This is a genomic window from Streptomyces sp. Alt3 (assembly GCF_030719215.1).
GTDB classification, from domain to species: domain Bacteria; phylum Actinomycetota; class Actinomycetes; order Streptomycetales; family Streptomycetaceae; genus Streptomyces; species Streptomyces glycanivorans.
The window spans coordinates 7,813,231-7,835,568 of the sequence record NZ_CP120983.1 but is presented as its reverse complement, the minus strand read 5'-3'; the positions used below and the strand labels follow the sequence as shown (position 1 = coordinate 7,835,568).

General features: G+C 71.9%; 22 protein-coding genes and 1 riboswitch. Of the genes, 7 read left to right on the top strand and 15 right to left on the bottom strand.

Annotated features, from left to right (window positions below; genetic code table 11):
• Positions 1-69 precede the first annotated feature (69 nt).
• Positions 70-1,254: a PP2C family protein-serine/threonine phosphatase gene (locus P8A20_RS34655; RefSeq protein WP_147961388.1), complete on the bottom strand. Its 1,185-nt coding sequence runs from the start codon at positions 1,252-1,254 to the stop codon at positions 70-72.
• Positions 1,255-1,278: 24 nt separating this feature from the next.
• The gene (locus tag P8A20_RS34650) at positions 1,279-2,037 is read right to left on the bottom strand and encodes a GNAT family N-acetyltransferase (RefSeq protein WP_147961389.1); all 759 of its coding nucleotides are present in this window, start codon (positions 2,035-2,037) and stop codon (positions 1,279-1,281) included.
• A gap of 519 nt (positions 2,038-2,556) precedes the next feature.
• Here P8A20_RS34650 and P8A20_RS34645 point away from each other — a divergent pair.
• From P8A20_RS34645 to P8A20_RS34620, 6 genes are all read left to right on the top strand, one after another.
• Positions 2,557-3,429 (top strand): SigB/SigF/SigG family RNA polymerase sigma factor, encoded by an 873-nt coding sequence (locus P8A20_RS34645; RefSeq protein WP_147961390.1) that lies wholly within the window; start codon positions 2,557-2,559, stop codon positions 3,427-3,429.
• A 222-nt stretch (positions 3,430-3,651) separates the two neighbouring features.
• The gene (locus tag P8A20_RS34640; RefSeq protein ID WP_147961391.1) at positions 3,652-5,013 is read left to right on the top strand and encodes a bifunctional o-acetylhomoserine/o-acetylserine sulfhydrylase; all 1,362 of its coding nucleotides are present in this window, start codon (positions 3,652-3,654) and stop codon (positions 5,011-5,013) included.
• A complete protein-coding gene (gene metX, locus P8A20_RS34635) occupies positions 5,010-6,221 on the top strand; it encodes a homoserine O-acetyltransferase MetX (RefSeq protein WP_147961392.1) in 1,212 nt (403 codons plus the stop codon). Before P8A20_RS34640 ends, metX begins: the two co-directional genes overlap by 4 nt.
• The gene (locus P8A20_RS34630) at positions 6,218-7,477 is read left to right on the top strand and encodes a sulfite oxidase (protein ID WP_306104927.1); all 1,260 of its coding nucleotides are present in this window, start codon (positions 6,218-6,220) and stop codon (positions 7,475-7,477) included. Before metX ends, P8A20_RS34630 begins: the two co-directional genes overlap by 4 nt.
• 322 nt (positions 7,478-7,799) lie before the next feature.
• Positions 7,800-8,369: an SMI1/KNR4 family protein gene (locus tag P8A20_RS34625; RefSeq protein ID WP_147961394.1), complete on the top strand. Its 570-nt coding sequence runs from the start codon at positions 7,800-7,802 to the stop codon at positions 8,367-8,369.
• A gap of 473 nt (positions 8,370-8,842) precedes the next feature.
• Positions 8,843-9,196, top strand: coding sequence for a PRC-barrel domain-containing protein (locus tag P8A20_RS34620; protein WP_147961395.1), 354 nt, complete (start codon positions 8,843-8,845; stop codon positions 9,194-9,196).
• Positions 9,197-9,290: 94 nt separating this feature from the next.
• Here P8A20_RS34620 and P8A20_RS34615 read toward each other — a convergent pair whose 3' ends face one another.
• The 3 genes from P8A20_RS34615 to P8A20_RS34605 are packed head-to-tail and all read right to left on the bottom strand — an operon-like array spanning position 9,291 to position 11,545.
• Positions 9,291-9,845, bottom strand: a complete 555-nt coding sequence (locus tag P8A20_RS34615) for a hypothetical protein (RefSeq protein ID WP_147961396.1) — start codon at positions 9,843-9,845, stop codon at positions 9,291-9,293.
• A gap of 4 nt (positions 9,846-9,849) precedes the next feature.
• Positions 9,850-10,776 (bottom strand): NAD(P)-dependent oxidoreductase, encoded by a 927-nt coding sequence (locus P8A20_RS34610; protein WP_306104926.1) that lies wholly within the window; start codon positions 10,774-10,776, stop codon positions 9,850-9,852.
• Between the two features lie 49 nt (positions 10,777-10,825).
• Entirely contained in the window at positions 10,826-11,545 is a 720-nt protein-coding gene (locus tag P8A20_RS34605; protein ID WP_306105233.1) for an adenosylcobinamide amidohydrolase, read from the bottom strand.
• 242 nt (positions 11,546-11,787) lie between these two features.
• Between P8A20_RS34605 and P8A20_RS34600 the strand changes: the two genes are divergently transcribed.
• Positions 11,788-12,783 (top strand): PRC and DUF2382 domain-containing protein, encoded by a 996-nt coding sequence (locus tag P8A20_RS34600; protein ID WP_306104925.1) that lies wholly within the window; start codon positions 11,788-11,790, stop codon positions 12,781-12,783.
• Between the two features lie 62 nt (positions 12,784-12,845).
• On the opposite strand, the gene P8A20_RS34595 is transcribed toward P8A20_RS34600, so the two are convergent.
• The 10 genes from P8A20_RS34595 to P8A20_RS34555 form a co-directional block, all read right to left on the bottom strand.
• Complete coding sequence (locus tag P8A20_RS34595; RefSeq protein ID WP_306104924.1) at positions 12,846-13,691, bottom strand: ABC transporter ATP-binding protein; 846 nt, start codon at positions 13,689-13,691, stop codon at positions 12,846-12,848.
• Positions 13,688-14,740 carry a FecCD family ABC transporter permease gene (locus P8A20_RS34590; RefSeq protein WP_306105232.1) on the bottom strand — a complete coding sequence of 351 codons (1,053 nt, stop codon included), beginning with the start codon at positions 14,738-14,740 and terminating at the stop codon, positions 13,688-13,690. Before P8A20_RS34590 ends, P8A20_RS34595 begins: the two co-directional genes overlap by 4 nt.
• A 68-nt stretch (positions 14,741-14,808) precedes the next feature.
• Positions 14,809-15,855, bottom strand: coding sequence for an ABC transporter substrate-binding protein (locus P8A20_RS34585; RefSeq protein WP_147961400.1), 1,047 nt, complete (start codon positions 15,853-15,855; stop codon positions 14,809-14,811).
• Between the two features lie 57 nt (positions 15,856-15,912).
• A riboswitch (cobalamin riboswitch) is annotated at positions 15,913-16,099 on the bottom strand.
• An 86-nt stretch (positions 16,100-16,185) separates the two neighbouring features.
• Positions 16,186-16,356 carry a hypothetical protein gene (locus P8A20_RS38840; protein ID WP_327328913.1) on the bottom strand — a complete coding sequence of 57 codons (171 nt, stop codon included), beginning with the start codon at positions 16,354-16,356 and terminating at the stop codon, positions 16,186-16,188.
• The gene (locus P8A20_RS34580) at positions 16,353-18,197 is read right to left on the bottom strand and encodes an acyl-CoA dehydrogenase family protein (protein ID WP_371934427.1); all 1,845 of its coding nucleotides are present in this window, start codon (positions 18,195-18,197) and stop codon (positions 16,353-16,355) included. Before P8A20_RS34580 ends, P8A20_RS38840 begins: the two co-directional genes overlap by 4 nt.
• A gap of 46 nt (positions 18,198-18,243) precedes the next feature.
• On the bottom strand, positions 18,244-19,194 hold the full coding sequence (locus P8A20_RS34575; RefSeq protein ID WP_306104923.1) for a carbohydrate kinase family protein: 951 nt from the start codon (positions 19,192-19,194) through the stop codon (positions 18,244-18,246).
• A gap of 115 nt (positions 19,195-19,309) precedes the next feature.
• Complete coding sequence (locus P8A20_RS34570) at positions 19,310-19,573, bottom strand: type B 50S ribosomal protein L31 (protein WP_147961403.1); 264 nt, start codon at positions 19,571-19,573, stop codon at positions 19,310-19,312.
• Positions 19,574-19,704: 131 nt separating this feature from the next.
• Positions 19,705-20,583, bottom strand: coding sequence for an ABC transporter substrate-binding protein (locus tag P8A20_RS34565; RefSeq protein ID WP_147961404.1), 879 nt, complete (start codon positions 20,581-20,583; stop codon positions 19,705-19,707).
• Between the two features lie 5 nt (positions 20,584-20,588).
• Positions 20,589-21,281: a GNAT family N-acetyltransferase gene (locus P8A20_RS34560; protein ID WP_147961405.1), complete on the bottom strand. Its 693-nt coding sequence runs from the start codon at positions 21,279-21,281 to the stop codon at positions 20,589-20,591.
• 51 nt (positions 21,282-21,332) lie between these two features.
• The gene (locus P8A20_RS34555) at positions 21,333-22,241 is read right to left on the bottom strand and encodes a YihY/virulence factor BrkB family protein (protein ID WP_147961406.1); all 909 of its coding nucleotides are present in this window, start codon (positions 22,239-22,241) and stop codon (positions 21,333-21,335) included.
• Positions 22,242-22,338 lie beyond the last annotated feature (97 nt).

Here is a 22,338-nt window from a genome sequence, read left to right as displayed (position 1 = left end):
CCGCCCAGGTGTCCGCGACGCGCCGCGTGCCGTCACGAGCGATGCGGGTGTCCCTTCGCGCGCTGTTCCTCACGTCGCGGCGCCGCCGGCGGGCTCCGCCGCGCTCGAGCCTTCCGAGGGCCGGCTCAGGACGAGCACGGCGACGTCGTCCCGGCGTACTCCGCCCGCGAAGTCTTGGAGGTCAGCCTGGAGCGCCTCCAGTACCTGGTCCGGGTCGCGGTCGGCCCACCGGCCGAGCCGCTCGTCGAAGGGGTAGAAGTCACCGGTGGCGTCGCGGGCCTCGGTCACCCCGTCGGTGCAGACGAGCAGAGCGGCGTCCGGCGGGAAGTCGATCCACTCCGCGGCACGCGCGTCACCGCTGAGATCGGCCATGCCCAGCGGTACGGACGTCCGGTGCAGGGTGACCACCGACGCCCGGCCGTCGTGCAGCAGCCGCGGCGGCAGATGCCCGCAGTTGACGACCTGCACCCGGTCACCTCCGTCGAACCCCAGCACCAGGGCGGTGACGAAGCGCTCGGCCTCTCCGGTCTCGGCGGTGAAGGCGTTGTGCCGGGCGACCGCGTCCTCGACGGAGTCGGCCACCGCGACGATGTCGGACTCCCGCACGGCGGCCTCACGGAACGCTCCGAGTGCCGCGAAACCTGCTCCGATCGCGGGAAGCCCCTTGCCCTGCACATCGCCGATGATCACGCGGGTCCCGTGCGGCGACTGCACGACCTCGTAGATGTCACCCCCGACGAAGCGGTCCTCCTCGATCGGTTCGTAGAGCCCGTGGGCGCAGATCCGGCTCGTGACGATGGGGAGCGGGCGCAGGATCTGCCGCTGGAGGGCGACGGCCGCCGTACGCAGCCTCGCCACCTCGGTGGCGTGCCGGATGCGCGCGGCACAGGCCACGACGCCGAGGGAACTGGCGAGAGCGGTGAAGCCGATGAGGAAGAGCACGTCCCAGAAGGCACCCGTCGCGGGGATCCTGGTCGCCACGACCACCGCCGTGACCCATGCCGCCACGGCGGTGGTCTGCCGCACCGAGCAGAAGACCGAAGTCAGCGCGGGCAGCACGACCAGGAGCGGGATGACAGGGAGGTCGTCGCCGGTGAAGGCGTCCAGGACGACGACGGCGGCGGTGAGGAGGAAGAGCCACAGGGCGAGCGCCACGTTCCCGATCCGGGAGGCACCCGCGGACTCCTCGCCCGTCTCCACGCCGGGCAGCGACGCCCTACGCGCCTCGGACGGGCGCCGGAGTCCCATGACCACGGCATGCCTCCCGCCTGTTCGTCCCTATCGCCCCACTTGTTCCAAGCTACCCGTCCCACGGTCCCGGGTCCTGGCGTCGACGGCCGGCACCGCGTCCGCCGGGACCAGCGCCGACAGGAAGGCGGTCCTGCGGCGCAGGGCGAAACCGAGGGATTCGTAGAGCCGGATGGCTGAGGTGTTCGACCCCGCGGCGTGCAGGAAGGGTGTCTCGCCCCGCTCCCTGATGCCATGGGCCACGGCCCTGACCAGCCTCGACGCGAGACCCTGGCCCCGGACGGAACCGTCGGTGCAGACGCCGCTGATCTCGGTCCAGCCCGGCGGGTGCAGTCGCTCCCCCGCCATCGCGACGAGTACTCCGGACCGGCGGATACCGAGGTAGGTGCCGAGCTCCACGGTGCGTGGCAGGAACGGGCCCGGGCGGGTGCGCTCGACGAGGTCCAGCATCTCCGGGACGTCGGCCGGGCCGAGCAGCTGGGCTTCCGGGTCGGGGGCGGCGTCCACGGTGTCGTCGACCAGCTGGACACCTTCGGCCTGGAAGACGATCTCCCAGTCGGCGGGCGGGGGCTCGCGGAACGCGGTGAGCGTGACCGGCGAGCCGGGGCCCGCGAGGGCGGCCACGTCGGCCCAGTCCTGGGCGTCGGGCTCGTCAGGCAGGGCAAGCCAGGGGGTGACGTCGGGGAGGTAGCGCAGGATGCGACCGCGGCGCTCGGCGAAGTGGGCGTGCGGGCCGGTGAGCGAGGCGCGCGCGGGATTGTCCAGTGGATGAGGTGTGGGGTCGGGCATGGACTCTCTCACTCCGGTTGATATCGGCGGGTCGGCGACAGGGATGGAAGGCCTGGCCACCCCGCGCCTATTCCCGGGCCTTCCGTCTGTTCACGAGCATGCAATCAAGGGGACACCCGGCGGAGCGCACACGCACCTGTTCCGGCAGGCCACGGCCTCACCCCCAGGAGCGTGGGCTCCGGTGCGCCAGGCACGACGGGAGCATGGGCTCCGGTGCACTCGGCACGACCCGCGCCGGATGCAGCGAATGTGCACCACTGCGCGGGATTCGCCCCCAACAGGTCCCGGCCTGTGGCACCCTGGAGACGGCCGCCCCACCGGGCTCCCCCGTACCGGTGGGGCGGTCCTGTGCGCTCCTCGTGTCCAGGGGCTCCCCCGGTGCGCCCCCGGAGGACGACCTCAGCGATTTTCGGCCGAATCCGGCACGATCCCGGCTCAAATCAGCCCCTGTATGCATGAGTTGCAGCCCCTCGGGCACGCGCCCACACCTCAGGCCCACAATCTGAGGAGCGTGACGGGATGACCGCGCACACTGCACAAACCGCCGGCGCGGAACGAGCATGTGCCCCCGGCGGACTCCCCTGGATCGAGGACGCCGGGCTGATCGCCCCGCAGGACGCACGAAGGCTGTCGAGGCTCTTCTTCGACCGGCTGCAGGCCCTGGACGAGGGCACCCCCGAGCACCAGTACGCCCGTAACACCCTGATCGAGATGAACCTGTCCCTCGTACGCTTCGCCGCCGGACGCTTCAGGAACCGGGGCAGCGGCGACATGGAGGACATCGTCCAGGTCGGCACCATCGGCCTGATCAAGGCCATCGACCGCTTCGACCTCGCCCGCGAGGTCGAGTTCACCTCGTTCGCCGTGCCGTACATCGTCGGGGAGATCAAGCGTTTCTTCCGGGACACCACGTGGTCCGTCCATGTGCCGCGCAGGCTCCAGGAGCTGCGGGTGGACCTCGCGAAGGCCAAGGAGGCACTGGCGGCGGACCTCGACCGGGACCCCACGGTGCAGGAGCTCGCCGGGTACCTGGGTCTCGAGGAGGAGGAGATCACCGAGGGCATCGTCGCCGCCAACGGTTACACGGCCGGCTCGCTGGAGATGCCTGCCGATGCCGGGGACCACGCGGGCCGCGCGACGGCCGGGCGTACGTACGCCGACGTACTGGGTGAGCCGGACCCCGCGATGGAGACGGTGGAGAACCTCCATACGCTCGCCCCGCTGCTCGGCGAGCTCGACGCGCGCGAGCGCCGCATCATCGACATGCGGTTCGGCCAGGAGATGACGCAGGCCCGCATAGGCGAGGAGCTGGGCATCTCGCAGATGCACGTCTCCAGGCTGCTCAGCCGCATCCTCCGCAAGCTCCGCAGCGGCATGTTGACCCAGGACTGACGTACGACCGACGCCGGGCCGGCTCCGTGAACCGCGGGGCCGGCCCGGCGTGTCTGTTGCGGCGGCATTGCATCTTCGTGGCCACGTGCGCGACCTGCTTCCATCGCGTCGTGGACGGCCTCTACGGTCCGTAACCAGTACGCCGCCGCAGCGACGCCACCGTGCTCGCGCGGACTCCCTCCGAACGGCGGACATCCTCCGAACGACCGTGCGAGGTATGACATGAGCCAGCCCGTCGACTCCGTCACCGCGGGGCACACGCCTGAGGACCACGACCGGCAGGACGCCGGGGCCGCCTGGTCCTTCGAGACGAAGCAGATCCACTCCGGCGCGGTGCCGGATCCGACGACCGGTGCCCGCGCGGTGCCGATCTACCAGTCGACGTCCTTCGTCTTCAGGGACACCCAGCACGCGGCCGACCTCTTCTCCCTGGCCGAGCCCGGCAACATCTACACCCGGATCCACAACCCCACGCAGGACGTCCTGGAACAACGCGTCGCCGCGCTCGAGGGCGGCGTGGCCGCCGTCGCGCTCGCCTCCGGCCAGGCGGCCGAGACTCTCGCGCTCCTCACGCTGGCGGGCGCCGGTGACCACGTGGTCTCCTCCGCCTCCCTCTACGGCGGTACGTACAACCTGTTCCGGCACACGCTCCCCCGGTTCGGCATCGAGGTCTCGTTCGTGGAGGACCCCGACGACGTCGAAGCCTGGCGGGCGGCCGTCCGGCCGGAGACCAAGGCTCTGTTCGCCGAGACGCTCGGCAATCCGCGGGGCGACGTGCTCGACATCCGGAGCGTGGCGGACGTGGCGCACGAGGCGGGGGTTCCCCTCGTCGTGGACAACACGGTGCCCACGCCCTATCTCCTGCGGCCTCTGGAGCACGGCGCCGACATCGTGGTCCACTCCGCGACGAAGTTCCTCGGCGGTCACGGCACCACCATCGGGGGTGTCGTCGTGGACGGCGGCACCTTCGACTTCGGAGCGCACGCAGAGCGGTTCGCGGACTTCCACACGCCCGACCCCAGCTATCACGGGCTGCGGTACTGGCCGGATCTGGGGCACGGAGCCTTCGCCGCGAAACTGCGCGTCCAGCTGCTGCGCGACCTCGGACCCGCGCTCTCGCCGCACTCGGCCTTCCTGCTCCTCCAGGGTGTGGAGACGCTCAGCCTGCGTCTGGAGCGGCACACCTCCAACGCGCTGGCGCTGGCACGCTGGCTGGAGGGCCGCGACGAGGTGTCGGCGGTGCACTACGCCGGCCTCGAGTCCAGCCCCTGGTACGACGCCGGCCGGCGCTACCTGCCGCGCGGAGCCGGCGCGGTGCTCGCCTTCGAGCTGCGGGACGGGGTGGAGGCCGGCAAGCGGTTCGTCGACGCGGTCGAGCTGTTCAGCCACCTCGCCAACATCGGTGACGTGCGAAGCCTGATCATCCACCCGGCGTCGACGACGCACAGCCAGCTGACCGAGGAGGAGCTCGCCGCGACGGGCGCGACGGCGGGGCTGGTGCGCCTTTCGGTGGGCCTGGAGAACGTGGACGATCTCAAGGCCGATCTGGAGGCAGGGTTCCGCGCCGCGAAGGCGGCGTCCTGAACCGGGGCACCACGTCCCCCGCGCTACCCCTCCCGCCGGCTGCCGGAGGCCGACGGGAGGGGGACCCGCCCGGCCGCCGTTCGTGGGCGGCGTTCGACGGCCCGTTCGGGCTGGAGTCCGGGACGGATCTGCCGGATGTGCGGCTGGCGTACGAGACGTGGGGCCACCTCGCGCCGGACGGCGCCAACGCGGTTCTGGTCCTGCACGCGCTGACCGGGGACAGCCACGCGGCGGGCCCGGCCGGACCGGGACATCCGTCGGCCGGCTGGTGGGACGCGCTGATCGGCCCCGGCCGGGCGCTGGACACCGATCGCTGGTTCGTCGTCGCGCCGAATGTGCTGGGCGGCTGCCAGGGCAGCACGGGCCCGTCGTCACGGCGGTCCGACGGCACCCGCTGGGGTGCCGCGTTCCCGCGCCTGACGGTGCGTGACCAGGTGGCGGCGGAGGCGCGGCTCGCCGATTGCCTGGGCATCGGGCGGTGGGCCGCGGTGATCGGTGGGTCGATGGGCGGGATGCGGGCGCTCGAATGGGCGGTGAGCCGGCCGGGCCGTACGGGATCGCTGCTGGTGCTCGCCGCTCCCGCAGCGTCGACGGCCGAGCAGATCGCCTGGGGCAGCATGCAGATCGCCGCGATCCGGAACGACCCGGGCTGGCAGGGCGGCCGGTACCACGACGCACCGCCCGGCTCGGGCCCGCACCGGGGGCTCGGGCTCGCCCGGCGGATCGCCCATGTCACCTACCGGAGCGAGGCGGAGCTGGACACACGCTTCGGCCGGCGGGCGCAGCCCGGTGAACTGCCCGCACGGGGCGGGCGCTACCAGGTGGAGTCCTACCTGGACCACCACGCGGACAAGCTGGTGCGCCGATTCGACGCGGGCAGTTATGTGGTGCTCACGCAAGCGATGAACGCCCACGACGTGGGCCGGGGGCGCGGCGGAACGGCGCGGGCGCTGCGCCGGGCGGGCATGCCGGCGCTGATCGCCGGCATCGACTCGGACCGGCTCTACCCACCGGCACAGCAGGCGGAGGCAGCAGCGCTGCTGCCCGGCGCCGACCACCTCCGGGTCATCGAATCCCCTTACGGGCACGACGGTTTCCTCATCGAGACCGAGCAGGTGGGGGCTCTGGTGAGGGAGTTGTTGCCCCCGCCCCACCGGCCTGGTCCGCCCGGCACCGACCGCAGACCTCTTCCTCTGGAGTGTCCATGAGTTCCGTACCACCGTCCGAAGCCTCCTACGACCGGACGCGGCTTCACCAGTGGACCCGTGGCCGCGCGAGATCGGCGGGGATCGACCGCCGTGATCTGCTGAAGCTCGTCGCGGCGGCCTCGGTCGCGGCCCCGCTGGTCCCGGCCGCCGCGTCCCCGGCCCGCGCCGCGCAGGCGCTCGCGGGGGTGGTGAAACCCCTGCCTCCGGAGCTGTTCACGGTGCGCGGCACCAACGCCGAGACGAACTTCGCGGCACTGCGGGACACCGGGCTGCTCACGCCCGCCGACCGTTTCTTCGTCCGCAACCACACCACCACACCGGTCATCGAGGAGGCGGACTGGAGACTGACGGTCTGGGGCGACGGGCTGACCGGCGGCCCCGTGGACTTCTCGTACGAGGCGCTGCGTGGGCTGCCGGCGGTCACCCGCACCGCTTTCGTCGAGTGCGCGGGCAACGGCCGGAGCTTCTTCAACTCGCAGCAGGGCCAGCAGGTAAGCGGCACGGCGTGGACCCTGGGCGCGATCGGAACGGCACGCTGGCGCGGGGTGCGGCTGGCCGAGGTGCTGCGCCGTGCGGGCATCGGCGGACACGCGGTCGACGTGCTGCCGCGCGGCCTGGACGCGGAGGTCGTCAGCGACGGGACGAACCTGGGCAGGGTGCGCCGGCCCCTGCCGGTGGCGAAGGCACTGGACGACGTACTGCTCGCGTACGAGATGAACGGTGAGCCGCTGCCTCCGGACCACGGGGCCCCGGTCCGGCTGATCGTGCCGTCCTGGGTGGGCATCGCGAACATCAAGTGGGTGGGCGACATCGAAGTGAGCGCACAACCACTGCTGAGCCCGTGGAACACGGGCCTGTACCGGCTCTTCGGCCCCGGATACCCGGCCGAGGGCAGCGCTCCGCTGGCCCGTCAGACGCTCAAGAGCGCCTTCGAGCTCGCGCAGGATGCCTCGTTCGCCGCCCACCGCAGGCATCTGCTCACCGGCCGTTCCTGGTCCGGTGGCGCGCCGGTGCGCTCGGTCGAGGTCAGCACCGACGGGGGCACCCGGTGGCGGCCGGCGCGGCTGCGTGACGAGTCCAGGCCGGGGAGCTGGGTCCGGTGGAGCGCCGACTGGGTCCCGAGGAAGACGGGCCCTGGCGTACTGCTCGCCCGGGCGACGGACCGCTCGGGCCGCACCCAGCCGGCGGTGACCGCCCACAACACACAGGGCTACCTCTTCGACGCGGTGGTGAGACATCCGGTGACCGTGATCTGAGCGGCTGGGACGTCTCCCGCCCGGATCAGGCCGTGTCTGCCGGGGCACAGCGGCCTCGTTCTCGTGAGGAGTCGGCCGGCGGTCACCTCGCCTTCCGGCCGACCCCGCGCTTCGGGCCGGAAGGCGCCGGGCGCCCGCGTGGGTGGGGCTCGGCGCGGCAGGCCGGCTCGGAGTACCATCCGTGCGAGCTTCTCGGCCGGCACTCGGCAACGTGGCTTCCCGTGCCCGGGCTTCGGGATCACGGCGCCCGGTTTCGACGCTCCGAACTGCACCCCACATATGGGGGGAACCCGCCCGGAGAGGGCAGAGGTGACGAAGGGACATGGGTGCGGTGGACAGCTGGTCACGTGTGATGAACCTTCTTCGGCAGCACGCCCCGGCCGATCACGCGGATCTGCCCGGGCCCGCCACGGAACAGATGCTCGCGGCCGCCGAGGGACGAATGGGCATCGCCCTCCCCCATGATCTGCGGGCGTGGCTGCTGCGGAACAATCTGGATCTTCCCGAGGAAGACGTGGACGACGATGTCGCATGCTGCGGCTTCGCCGGGTTCCCGGACGAGGGAAGCTTCTTTCTGGGCGTCCGGGCGATGGAGAACCTCTACACGAACCGCTCCAGGCCCGGTGGATTCGACCCTCCGGACCAGCCGGACAATCCGTTCTGGCGTAATGAGTGGATCCCTTTCCTTTCGGACCAGGACGGCTGGACGGGAAAATTCGTCGACGCGCGGGACGGGCGTATCGGCAGCTGGTTCGTAGGTGAGATCACGGTCACGGGCGAGTACGAATCGCTGGACAACTATTTCGACTCCGTGACGGAGACACTGACGCAGATCGCCGATGGAAGGCATCCGGTCTGCGAGGTCGCCCGAGGGCGACTCGTCTGGTCGTGAAATAAGGGTGCCCCCGTTGCCCCTCGGGAGGCCCTCCGTCGAACGCTCTCGGCGTGACCGTCAACGGGTTGATGTGGGCAGCGGGAGAACGAAGCCGGGACGCACACGGCTGACGTGCCGTTGAGCAGGGTGCTCGGCCTACCGACCCGTATTCACAGAAGCGCTGTTGATATCCGCTCTCGGCCTGCCTCACGCCTAAGGGCTGGAGCCCTCACCGAATGCGGCCTTGTCGGCGACAGTCACGCCGAACCGCTCCGTCAGGCACACTGCACAGGCAACACGCGTTCCCTCTCATCAGGTCGAAAAACAACTGATTTCACGGACATACGCCGGAAGACGTGGGGCACCAGGCTGTCAGCGGTTGCTGAGGGAAAGGGCAGCCCGCCCGGACGGCAGAGCTGACCGGTGTCGGCGCCCGCCTGGAGACCGTTCTGAATACGTCATTTCTTTCCATGCGGACGAAGGAGTTTTCCATGAGCGAGAACCTGTGGGGTTACCAGCCGAGCGTGGGCCACACCGCCGGAACCGACCTGATCGGTTACAAGGTCGAGGCGACGGACGGGAGCATCGGCAAGGTCGACAAGCACTCCGACGACGTCACCTCCTCCTATCTGGTGGTCGACACCGGTGTATGGATCTTCGGCAAGCACGTCCTGCTTCCGGCGGGCACGGTGAGCCGGATCGACACCGACGACAGGAAGGTCCACGTCGACCTCACCAAGGACCAGATCAAGGACTCCCCGGAGTTCGACAAGGAAAAGCACATCGGCGACGCGGACTTCCATCGCACGACCGGCGAGTACTACGGCCGCCATCGCCGCGTCTGATCCGGCGCCTTGTGGACGGCGGGCGGGGCGGGACGCTTACGGCGTCCCGCCCCGCCCGCCGTCCGTGCGTAGCGGTAGGTCCGTGTCCACGGACTCATTTCGCTCTCGGCTTGCGGGTTCCGGCTCGGTTCTTCGCGATGTTTCGGATCTTCTTGCTACTGCCCGACCCGGCGAGCAGGTCGAGTACGTCCGGCGACGTCGACTCCTCGGCGACAACGCGCTGCATCCAGTCCGTGACATTCGCCAACTCGGCCGGTGCGGGCACGTGACCGTCCTTGACGGACAGGTGGAACAGCCAGTCCTGGATGCGGCGGTGCAGGAACTCGCGGTACTCCTCCGTCCTGAGCCGGCCGATCTCCGGCAGCAGTCCGGCCGACCACTGCCGGAACTCGGCAGGCCCCGTGGCCTTCGCCGCGATCATGTCCAGGAGTGCGACCACCGCCGTCTTGGAGCCCAGTTCGCTGGGGTCCCGCAGGATCATGGCCACCATCGCGCGGTCCCGGTGGCGGCTCCGCGAGGAAGCGGCCACCAGGACGACGCGCTGGTAGGCGGACGATCGGACATGCTCGTCCGCGACGGCGTCGTCCACGTCCACGTCGCCGATGCCGGCCCCCGCCAGCAGCTCGGCGACGTCGGAATGCAGTGTCATCGCTTCACATCTCGTCGCTGGGCCGGTTCTTGGCGGCCTCACGCCCCCCGGGGCGGCCCGCGTAATAGGTGGCGATCATGTCCTGGCCGCCGTGCCCGGCAGCCTCCGCCCGGGTGAACCGCTCGGCGGAGGCTGCGACCAGGTCGAGCGTCACCCCGGCCGCCTCGGCCGCGTCGAGGATCAGCCGGGAGTCCTTGAGCGCGGTGGAGAGCGCGAAGCTCGGGCTGAGGTCTCCGGAGAGCACCGCCGCGGACTTGCCCTGGAGGTACGGGGTGTCCAGCGGCCCGCCCTTCATCGCGTCCAGGAAGAGCTGCGGGTCGAGGCCGAGTCCTTCGGCGAGATTGAGGCACTCCGCCACACTGTTGACGAGGTTGATGACCCAGGTGTTGGCGACGAGCTTGAGCCGGGTGGCGGCGCCCGGTTCCTCACCGACCCACACGGTGCGCTGCCCGATCGCCTCCAGGACGGGCTGCGCGGTCGCGCGGGCACCGGACGGGCCGGAGACGAACACGGTGAGCGCGCCCTGTTCCGCGGGCTGCTTCGTGCCGGACACCGGGGCGTCGAGGTAGACCAGCCCCAGCCCTGCGGCCCGGTGGGCGAGGTCGGTCGTGGCGTCGAGGCCGACGGTGGAGCTCTGCAGCCATACCTGCCCCGGGCGCAGACCGGGCGCAGCGGCGGTGAGGGTCTCCGCCACCGACGGGCCGTCGTTCAGGGCGGTGAGGACCACGTCGGCCCCGCGTACCGCTTCCTCGGCGGTGTCCGTCACCGTGGCGCCGTGTGCGGCCAGCGGCTCGGCCCTGGACCGTGTGCGGTTCCAGGCCCGGACGGGCAGCCGGTCCCTGAGGAGGCTGCGGGCCATCCCGGATCCCATGATCCCGGTGCCCAGGACCGCGACGGTCGGTGTGCCCTGGGCGGAAGTTGCGGTGGTCATGGGGAGGGTTCCCTTCATCGGTGCGGCGCGGTCCCGGGACCGGTGTGCCTCAAGACTGCCGCAGCGCGCTCTCCAGCACGGCACGGTGCACGGCTCTGGCGAGTCGTGCGCCCCAGACCGAACGTGGTCCGGCGAACGGTTCGCCCGGATCTCCCGCCGGGTCCGGTGCGGCGACGCACACGGCGTCCGTCGGCGTGCCTGAGCAGTCGAGTCCGGCGTCGAGCAGCGCCTGGACCTTCGCCTCGGTGGCGGTGGCCACCGCGTTCACCAGGGCCGCGTCCGAGAGCGCGACGGGGAGGGTGACGACGATGTTGACCGTGCCGGGCGGCAGCGGGAGGCCGGAGCCCTCGGCCGGGACGGCGGCCCATCCCCGTACGCCGAGGCCGCTGGTGACGGTCGCTGTCACCCCGCCGTCGTCGGCGGCGGTGTACTCCGTGACGTCGGCGGCGGTCATCAGCCCCGCCCCCGGGCCGTCGAGCGCCTCGGCCGCCGCGATCTCCGCGAGGTGGCGGTCGGGGTCGAGCCGCGGGTAGCCACCAGGCACCTGGGCGTTCAGGATCCAGGCGCGCGGCCCGATCCCACCGCCGAGCACGGCGCTGCTGCAGACCCGCCAGCCGGGTCCGAGCCGCCACACGAGGTGGTGCAGTCCGAGGCCGTCCTCCTGCCTGGCCAGAAGCTCTCCGCGCTGCGAGGGCAGGCGGGTGCCCACGGATCCCATGACGCTCCCCCTGCCGGGCCCGCCGACGATCGGCGCAGGCGCGTCGATCATACGGCCGGGCCGGAGCCGCACCTCCGGCGCACCCAGGAGGCCGCTCACCCGAATGGCGTAATGCATGTGGCGGTCCGATATCCCCGTGGAACGGGGCCACCGCCCCTCCCCGGTGGTCCTGGCCGCTCGGCGTCCAGGCCGGGAAGTTGCAGCGTCCAACCGGGTGAGGCGCGATGGAAGCCGGACGCGCCTTCCCTGCTGGACCCGACCGCAGGACGCGCCCGGGCGAGGAGGAATCGGCCATGGGAGCCGCTGACGGTTTCACGGATTCCGGAGAACTCGACGGTCTGACCGTCTACGACAGCGATGGGGAGAAGGTCGGCACCGTGGGGCGGGTGTACGTCGACGACGACACCGGCAAGCCCGACTGGATCACGGTGAAGACCGGCATGTTCGGCATGAAGGAGAGCTTCGTGCCGCTTGCGGGAGCCCGCCGGGTGGGTTCCGACCTGCACGTCTCGCATCCGAAGGAGCGCGTCAAGGAAGCTCCCCGGGTGGACGCCGACGCGCACCTCTCCGTATCGGAGGAACAGGAGCTCTACCGGCACTACGGCATGACCAGGAAGGGCACGGCCGGTGCGGGCGGTGACGCTCGCACGACGTCCGGGACCGGAACGGGAGCCATGGGTGCCGCGGGTGCGGCAGGGGCGGCCGGTGCGGCAGGCACCGCCCGCACCGGACGCGCGAAGGACACCGGTACCACCACCGCCGGCATGGGCACCACCGGTGCCGGCATGGGCAGGCACCGGGACACGGAGACCTCCTCCACGTCGCGCCCGCTCGCGGGTGCCGGAGCCGAGCGGTCCGCCGCCGGCACCGGCCGGGAGGAGATGGTCCGGTCCGAGGAGCAGCTCCAGGTCGGTACGGAGGAGTACGAGAGCGGGAAGGCACGCCTGCACAAGTACGTCGTGACGGAGAACGTCACACGGACCGTGCCGGTGTCGCACGAGGAGGTACGCGTGGTGCGCGAGCCTCTGCAGCCTGGTGAGAAGGGAGCCGTGAAGGGGCGGAGCGAACTCGGCGAACAGGACGTCGAAGTCACCCTGCACGCCGAACGAGCCACCGTCCGCAAGGAGGCGGTCCCCGTGGAACGGGTCCGTCTCGAGACCAGCAAGGTCACCGAGCAGAAGGAAGTGTCCGCGGAGCTCCGCAAGGAGAAGATCGACTACGCGGACGGCAAGGACATGGGCAGCGACAAGGACATGGGCGGCGAGTACGGCCAGGGACGTCGTCGCTGACCTGACCCCTCACACAGCGGCGAAAGGCCGCGCGACACCAGCGAGGGGCGGACCCGGGTGGTTCACGGGCCCGCCCTCTCGTCGTGACCGAGGCGTGCGGGTACGGCTCTCCCCGGCAGGAAGCGCACCGAAGGGCGGCCGTCCGGGCCCTCGGGTGTGACCACCGCACGCACCCGGTAGACGTCGGCGATGAGTTCCTCGGTGATCACCTCCGAGGGAGTCCCGCCGGCCACCACCCGGCCGTCCTTCATGACGGTGACCCGGTCGCAGAACATCGCGGCCAGGTTGAGGTCGTGCAGCGCGACCACCGCGGTCACGGGCAGCGCGGCGACCAGGGACAGCAGCTCCAGCTGGTGCTGGATGTCCAGATGGTTGGTGGGTTCGTCCAGCAGGAGTTCCCGCGGCTGCTGGGCGAGGGCCCGGGCGATCTGGACCCGCTGGCGCTCACCCCCGGACAGGGTGTGCCAGGACTGCGTGGCGCGGCCGGCGAGTCCGGTGCGCGCCAAGGCCTCGTGCACGGCGGCCTCGTCCTCGGGGCCGGACGCGGACCAGGCGCGCCGGTGCGGGATGCGGCCGAGCCGTACGACGTCCAGGACGCTCAGGTCGACCAGGGTGTCCGCGTGCTGGTCGACGACGGCCACACGTCGGGCCACGGCCCGCCGTCCGGTCTCGGCGAGCGTGCGCCCGTCGAGGGTCACGACTCCCGACCCGGGGGTGAGGACGCCGGCCATCACCCGCAGCAGGGTGGTCTTGCCGGAGCCGTTCGGTCCCAGGAGGCCGACCGTGGCGCCGGACGGCGGCGCGATGCTCACCCCGTCGAGGACGATCCGCCCGCCGGCCTCCCGGGTGATCCGTTCGGCCCGCAGGCCGTCGCCCGGGGTGCCTGTCCCGCGCTTGTCGGGGGTCATGCGCTTCTCCGGGTGCGGTGGAGGATCAGGACGAACACGGGCACACCGATGAGGGAGGTGACCACCCCGACCGGGACCTCCTGGGGGTCGAGGACGGTCCTGGCCAGGGTGTCGACCCAGACCAGGAACACCGCGCCGGCGAGCGCGGTCACCGGCAGCAGTCTCCGGTGTCCCGAGCCGGTCAGCGCCCGGGCGGCGTGCGGCAGGACGAGACCGACGAACCCGATCGCGCCCGCCGAGCTGACGAGGGCGGCGGTCAGCAGCGCCGTCGCGCAGAGCAGCACGATCCTGGTGCGGGCCACGTGCACGCCGAGGGCGGCCGCGGCGTCCTGGCCGAAGGCGAACGCGTCGAGGGTACGGGCGTGGCCGAGGCAGATCAGCAGGGTCACGGCCAGCACGGCGGAGCACGTCCACACGTCGCCCCATCCGACGCCGCTCAGCGAGCCGAGGAGCCAGAAGAGCACGCCCCGGGTCTGTTCGGCGTCGGCGGCGGTCATCACGACGAACGAGGTGAGCGCGGAAAAAAGCTGCATGGCCGCGACCCCGGAGAGCACGACGCGGTCCGTGGACCCGCCCAGTGTGTGGCTGAGCAGCAGCACGAGGGCGAACGAGCACAGGGCCCCGACGAAGGCACCGCCGGAGATCGACACCGCTCCCCCGCCGACGCCCAGGACGACGACCACGACCGCCCCGGTGGACGCGCCCGAGGAGACGCCGAGGACGAAGGGGTCGGCGAGCGGGTTACGCAGCAGCGACTGCATCACGGTGCCGCACACCGCGAGTCCGGCCCCGCACACCGCGGCGAGCAGGGTGCGGGGCATGCGCAGGTTCCAGATGATGCCGTCCCGGATCGGCGTCAGCCGTCCTTCGCCCAGGCCGAGGTGCGAGGCCACGACGGACCAGACGTCCGGGACGGAGATCCGGGCGGGGCCAATCGTGACGGCCACCGCGACGGACAGGAGCAGCAGGGCGATCCCGGCGCTCCACAGGAGACCGTCGCGCAGGATCCGTGCTCCGGAGACGGTCCCCGCCGGAGGAGGCGAGTGCACCTGCGCGTCCGGGGCGGGTCCGGTCCTCGTCACCCCCGTCTCCGGGTCCGCGGCGGGTTCGGTCCTCGTCACCCCGCGAGCCCGAACGAGCGCAGCCCCGCCGCGACGCGCTCGACACCTTCCACGGTCCGGATGGTCGGGTTCATGGCCTGGCCGCTGAGCAGGACGTACCGCTTGTGGCGGACGGCGTCCAGGTTCTTCGTGGCGGGGTTGGACTCCAGGAACTCGATCTTCTTCTTCGCGCTCTCGGCCGTCTGCGACTTGCGGGTCAGGTCACCGATCACCAGGACGTCGGGGTCGCGGTCGGCGACGGTCTCCCAGTTGATCTGGGGCCATTCCTCGTGCGTGTCGTCGAAGACGTTCTTCGCGCCGAGCTCCTCGGTGATGATGCCGGGAGCGCCGCAGCAGCCCGCCAGGTAGGGGGCCTCGGCGTTGGCGAACCAGTAGAGCAGGGTGGCGTCGGAGGCGTCGACCTCGGCGGTCGCCTCGTCGATCCGTTCCCGGAGACTGCTGATCAGCTTCTCGCCCCGCTCCGGGACGCCGAACACCTTGGCCAGGTCACGCACTTCGCCGTAGACGCCGTCCATGGTCAGTGGCGCGGTGCGCGAGCCGTCGCTGCTGCCCGCGTTGTCCTTGCCCGCGCAGTCGGTGGGTGAGAGGTACGTCGGTACGCCCAGCTTCTCGAACTGGTCGCGGGACGCCACACCGCCCTTGCCGAGGGTGGATTCGAAGGACGCGCTGACGAAGTCGGGTTCCTCCGCGAGGACCTTCTCGGAGGAGGGCTGGTTCTCCGCGATGCGGGGCACCGCGGCTTCGTCCTTCTCCAGTCCCTTCATCACCGGGTCCGTCCAGGTCGCGGTACCGGCGAGCCGGTCGGCGAGGCCCAGGGAGAGCAGGATCTCCGTCGACCCCTGGTTGAGGGAGACGGCGTGCTGCGGGGCCGCGTCGACGGTCACCGTGCGACCACAGTTCTCCAGGGTCACTGGGAAGCCGTCGGCGGAGCTCTCACGCGCCGGGCCGTCGGACGTGCTACCGCCCCCGCCGCAGGCGGTCAGGAGGACAAGTCCCGTGATGAGCAGGGCGGTTCGGCGTACGGTGCTGGCTATGGGCGGCACGAGTCCCTCGGCGTCTCTGGGCTCAAGCGCGGAGCCCGCTACAGTGTTCCGCTCCCGGTCCGGAAGCGGGTGCCAGCAGGTCTTCGGACTCGGGTTCGTCCGGACGGAGCGCCTTCCCGGTGCACCCGAGGGTGTCCCAGTGGCTGTGGCCCCGCCCGTCCCCCTCACCGCTGCGCGTCAGCTCCGGATTCGCACCGGATTCCCTGACTCCACGTGGAGTGTGACTGGCGCCTGCAAGCTATCACGCGGCGTGTCGCCGGCCTCCTGGGCCGTCGCCGGTCGGCGGGCGCGGACCGCTCCCTTCCGTACCGGTGACGGCCGTCGGGCGGGTCAGCGCTTGGGGTGAACCGATTCGCCGCCGTCGCTCTGCGGCTTCCCGCCACAGCGGGCGAGCACGGACGTCGTGCCCCAGTAGGCCAGCAGGACGGCACGCAGTCCCAGGATCTCCAGGCGCTCGCCGAGCCGGCGTCCCATCGCCTGTTCCGTACGCGGGGCGCTCACCGGGCGTCCGCCGCGCCGGTGTTCCACGGGCCCTCGGGGTCGTCGTACGCGTCGGCGTAGCCGGGGCCGGCGATCGGCCAGTCGGCCAGCAGCGCCTCGGGCAGGGCGAAGGAGTCGGCCAGCTGCGGTGCGTGCGCGGCGACGGCGGTGATCAGTTCCTCGGCGTACCGCGCCAGGGCCTCGACCTGATCGCCGCTCAGGAGACCGGCGGCCAGCAGATCACCGCTGTTGCGGGCCACCCACTCGACGGCGAACAGGCGCTCGAGCTCGCTCAGCCGGTCCTTCGCGGCTCCTTCGGGCAGTGCGGCGCGTTCCTCGGCGTAGGCCGCGGCGGCCTCCCGGTACGCATAGGCCTCGACCCCGCGCAGCGCGTGGCCCGAGGCCGCGTTCCAGCGTCCGAGGGCGTCGGCCTCGGACGCCAGCAGCACGCGTTCCCTGGCCCGGGCGAACCAGATGCCCTGGACCGAGGCGAGGAGCGCCCCGAGGAAGCGCGGGTCTGTCAGGTCACCGGTGTGCGGGGCCGGGGTGTCCGCTCCGCCGGGCTCCGCGGCGAAGATCATGTCGGCGGCCGCCTTGGTGTAGAGGGCGATGTTGTCGCCCTCCGCGGTGATGGCCCCTTCCACTCCCGTGACGAGTTCGGTCATGCCGTTGTTCTCGAGCAGTGCCTGGGCGCCGCAGCGTTCACGGCTCTCCACGATGACGTCGCGGGCCCGCCAGGTGATCCACGCCTTGGCGACATCGACGAGGGTCCCCGCTTCGGCCCGGCTCTCGTCGTCCGTACACGATTCCCACCGCTCCTGCGCCCTGCGGTACAGCAGGGTCATGGCGAAGACGGTGGCCATGGCCGAGGCGAGCGGCCCGTGGTGGGTCCGGTGGGCGTTGACCGGCACGGGCGGCGCGCCGCGGCTGCCGGAGATCAGCCGGTGGCCGCCGTAGCGCACGGCCACCGCGAGGGTCGCGCGGGCCGATCCGGCCGCGCAGGCGCTCATGGCGATCCGGCCGGGGGTGACCCGCCCGATCGAGGTCAGGAAACGCCGGCGCCGGTCCCCCGGTTCCGTCCTGAACTCCCCCTCGGCCTCTCCCTCCTCACCGGATCCCAGCAGGGCGTCCCGCGCCACGAACAGCCGGTCGAACGAGGTCAGGCAGTGGTCCACCGGGCTGCCCATGCGGGCGGGCAGCCGACGCACCCGGACCCCCGGGAGCGCCTGTTCACCGTCGGTGAGCGGCACCAGGAAGAGGCGCACCCCGTGGTCCGCGCCGTCGGCCGCCAGCCGCGCCGCGACCAGTCCGGTCTTGGCTCCGCCCGCGGGGCTGGTGTTGGGCATGAACTTCTGCGCGCCCGCGTTCGGTGTGTGCAGGACGAAGCCGTCCCGTTCACGGTCGTACGTCGCGGTGGTCTCCATGGCCGTCGCGTTGTTGCCGTGCGCCACCTCCGTGCAGAGGAAGGTGCCGATGCGCCGCATCGTCAGGTAGTCCGACAGGTCGCGGCTGCCGACGCCGTCGTGATCGAGGAGGCTGCCGAGGAAGAGGTTGTAGTGGATGCCCGCCACGGTGGTCAGTGCGGGGTCCACCGGGCCGAGCCAGGCGTGCAGGGCGGCCAGCGCCCGTGGGTCGGCGGCGAGCCGTGCTCCGCTGTCGAGGGCCCGGTTGAGGATCCGCAGCCGTTCGTAGGCGAGCTCCAGCCGCTCCTCCGGCGTTCCGCCGGCGGGGCGGCGGAACGGTTCTGTACTGATCAGCCGCTGCCAGAAGCCGTGTTCGCGGCGGTACTCCGGGCCGAGGAGGACACCGGTCAGCTGGTCGGTCGTGGACGGTGGGGCGGTGTCGGTAAGGGTCACGGTCATAACGAAATAAACGACCGGGGTACGGGCGAGGACACCCTGCACGCGACTACCGCTCGGGGACGGACCCACCCGCCAGGGCGGCGTCCAGCTCCTCCCGGTCGGGAGGCAGGGCGCCCGCACGCGCGACGGTCACGGCGGCCGAGGCGACGGCATGGCGCAGCACGTCGCCGAGGACGGTGGTGTCCAGGGAGCGCAGCCCCGCGCGGCCCTCCGCTCCGAGCAGTCCGTACGAAGCCAGCGCGTGCAGGGCACCGGACATGAAGGCGTCGCCCGCTCCCACCGTGTCCGCGATCCGGACGGGCGGCGCGCCGGTGCTCACCGCCGAGCCCGGCAGGAACGCCGTCGCACCGGCGGCACCCTCGGTCAGCAGGACGACCGCCGGCCCGGAACGCAGCCACCGCTCGGCAGCCGCCTGCGGTGCCTCCTGCGGATACAGCCACCGCAGGTCCTCGTCGCTGGCCTTGACGACGTCGCTCAGCGCGACGAAGCGTTCGGCCTGCCGCACCGCGCGGGCGTGGTCACCCATCAGTGCGGGGCGCACGTTGGGGTCGTAGCTGACGGTCGCCCGCTCCCGGAGTGACCGGACGAGATCCAGCACGGTGCCCGCGCCGGGCTCCAGAGTGGTGGCGACGGACCCGGTGTGGACGTGGCGGGGCGGCTCCCCACCACGCTCCACCGGGCCGAGCGTCCAGGTGATCTCGAAGCCGTACGTGGCCCGGCCCTCGTCGTCGAGTCCGACCGTGGCGGTGGGAGTGGGCGCTCCGGACCCGTCCGTCAGGACCCGCACACCGGCGGACGCCAGGTGTTCCCCGATCAGCCGCCCGTCGGGGTCCGGGCCCAGCTCGGTGATCAAGGTGGTCCGCCGGCCCAGCCTGGCCAGCCCGTACGCGACGTTCGCGGGGCTGCCGCCGGGATGCGTCCGGTCCGGGACGCCCGGCCGCCGGACGATGTCGGCGACGCATTCGCCGATGACCAGCAGGGCGGGGCTGTCGGGCATGGGGGCGGGTCTCCTGGAGGGATCGGGCGGGGGTGCCCGCGCGGAGCACGTCTGTCACGGGACACACTGCCCGGCGATTGTGCCCCGGGAACGGTCCCCCGGGGGACCCGGGGGCTCAGGAGGCGCCCTTGCCCCCTTCGTCCCCGTACCGCCGCTCGAACTTCGCGACCTGGCCCTCGGTGTCGACGACCCGCGCCTTGCCGGTGAAGAACGGGTGACTCTCGGCGGAGATCTCCACGTCGATGACCGGGTAGCTGTTGCCGTCGTCCCAGTCGATCGTCTGCTCGCTCGACGCGGTGGACCGGGTCAGGAAGGCGTACCCGGCGGAACGGTCACGGAAGACCACGGGACGGTACGACGGGTGCTTGTCCTGTTGCATCTGTGCTCCTGGAAGTACGGGGGATCTCGCGTCCCGGCTCCGGGCCAGCCTCGCCAAGGGCGGCGGCCCGCGCGATCCGGGGGCGTCCGTACGGAGCAGGACACCTCCGCCGTGCCCGCCGTGCGCGGTGCTCAGCCGCCCGCCTCCTCCAAGGCGTCGGCCACGAGGACGAGGAAGCGCGCGTGGGCCTGCGGACTGCACAGGGGCTCCGGATTCCACGGCACGGTCCGCGCGTGACGCCGGGCCGGCTCCCAGGCCGGTGCCGCCACCTCGTCGAGCGGGACGGCGTTGGACCGGATGTCCGCCAGGACTACGTCGGGCTCCAGGGCCGCCGCGGCCTCCCAGTCGACGGTGGCCCAGTTGACGCCCGCTCCGTCGGGCGGGGACACCAGGGCGACACCCAGCTCGGCCAGGACCCGCAGCTCGGGCCACATCTGGGGGCGGGCGGCGTACGCCTTCTCCTGGCCGGCGGGAGACAGGGCCAGCACCCTGGGGCTGCCGGGTGCCGTGCGGACGGCCGCGCGGAGCCGTTCACGGGCGGCGTGCAGCTCGTCCGCGGCGTCCGCGACCGGTGCGCCCCCGAGCGAACGGGCCAGCTCGGCGAACCGCTCGGCGACCCGGTCGAGGGTGCGCACCTGGCCCACGTCGATCACGACGACCGGGACGCTCTCCTCCAGGTGCTTGGCGGTGTCCGGGTCCAGTCCGTAGAGCTGGCCGTGGCCGTAGCTGACGGCGACGACGAGGTCGGGCCTGCCGCGTAACAGGGTGTCCACGTCCAGGTCGTCGCCCGCGCCCCGGTAGTCCACCGAGTCCAGCGGGAGCGTGCCCGTCTTCGCCCGGTCGGGCTCCGCCCCGTCGTGGCCCGAGCCGAAGATTCCCTCCGGGCGTATCCCGTAGTCCCACAGCGTCGCTCCCGCCTGGGCGTACGCGAGCACCCTGGACGGCCTGCGGTCGGCGACCGCCAGCCGGCCCCGGTCGTCCGCGAAGCTCCACGCGCTCTGCTCGGTCATGCCGCTCACCCCTCCGAACCGGCGGCCTGGGCGCTCTCCCCGGCTCGCCATCCACTACCTGCCCAGCTCACCGGTTCCACACCCCCGGTGGAGCGCCCCAGATAGGTGAGCGGCCCGGGATCGGGCACGTCGATCACATGGAATCCGAGCCGGTCGTAGAAGGCCCTGGCCAGGGTGTTCGCCGTCAGCATCGACAGATGGACTGCCTGGACGCCCTTCCGGTGCAGGGCGTCCAGGAAGGCGCCCATCAGCTCCCTGCCGTGCCCCTTTCGCTGCCACGGCGGCAGCAGGTCGATGTGCAGGTGCGCGGGGTGGTCCTCCAGCTCCGGGAGGACCATGCGCTCGGGACGGTACAGAAGAGCCGTCATCGCCTCGGTGAGCGTCTCCGGTTCCCCCTCGGGCTCGGGAAAGCGGTCCGTCACGCGGGGCAGCCAGATCTCGCGGAAGTCGGCCACGAACGCCTTCGTGTCCGAGGTCCCCAGGACGTAGCCGACCGCGCGTCCGGAGCCGTCGTCCAGGACGAAGGTCAGCTCCGGTCCGAGGTGGGCGTAGGGCTCGGCGAACAGGGCGGGCATCAGTCCGGGGTCGGGGTACAGATGCGTGCTGTCGCCGCCGTTGTCGGCCGTGCGGACGCAGATCTCCGCGAGGGCCTCCTGGTCGGCGGGTCGGTAGGGGCGTACGTACGCGGTCCGGTTCATCGGGCCATCCTCACCCTTGTGGGAGCGCTCCCACAAGGGCCCTGCGGCCTCTCAGGGCGCCGCCTTCCGGGAATCGTCGTGGGAGCGGGCCAGCTCGACGTTGAACTGGGCGCCGGTCAGGAGCGCCAGATTGGTGAACCAGATCCAGATGAGGAAGACGACCAGGCCGGCCAGGGAGCCGTAGAGACGGCTGTAGCTCCCGATGTGGGTCGCGTAGAGCGCGAATCCCGCCGAGGCCACCAGCCAGAGGAACGCGGCGAGGACCCCGCCCGGCAGCCCCTGCCGCAGCCCGCGCGCGGACCGCGGGCCGGTGCTGAAGAGGCCCACGATGAGACAGGCGACCAGGCACAGCAGCACGGGCCACTTGAGGCCGGCCCACAGCGTCTCGCCGGCCTGTGCGAGCCCCAGCAGGCGGCCGAGCCAGCGCGCGAGGGGACCGGTGAGCACGAGGGCGAAGGCGCTCGCCATCAGCAGGACGAGCAGTCCGACGGCCGAGGCCACGATGATGTGCGCCTGGCGCAGCGGGGGCCTGGTGTCCTTCACCCGGTGCATGGCGTGCATCGCCCTGCGGAAGACGGCCAGATAGCTCGACGCGGACCACACGGCGCTCACGCTGCCCGTGACCACGAGGAGCCAGACGGCACTGCGTTCGTGGGTGGCCGCTTCCAGGGGCCGGCGCAGGGCCGCACCGGACTCGGCCGGCGCGAAGGCCGTGATGTCGGCGATCAGGGCGTTCGTGGCGCCGGGGTTGGCCAGCCCGATGACGGACACGGTGACGAGCAGCGCCGGGAGCAGCGCGAGGATGGCGTAGTAGGTCAGGGCCGCGGCCCAGTCGGAGACGTCGTCGTTCCAGAGTGATACGGGGGTGCGGCGCAGAGCGGTGCGCCAGCGCCTGCGCGGTGTGTCCCCGGCCGGGGGCGCGGTTCGTTCCGCGACGGGTTCGTCGGTCCTGCTGGGCACGCGGGTACTCCGGGGGACGTAGGAAAAGGTGACGCGCAGGACGCCGTCACCGGTGTGCCCGGCGTCCCCGTTGTCTCCCTTTCTCTCATGCCTCGAT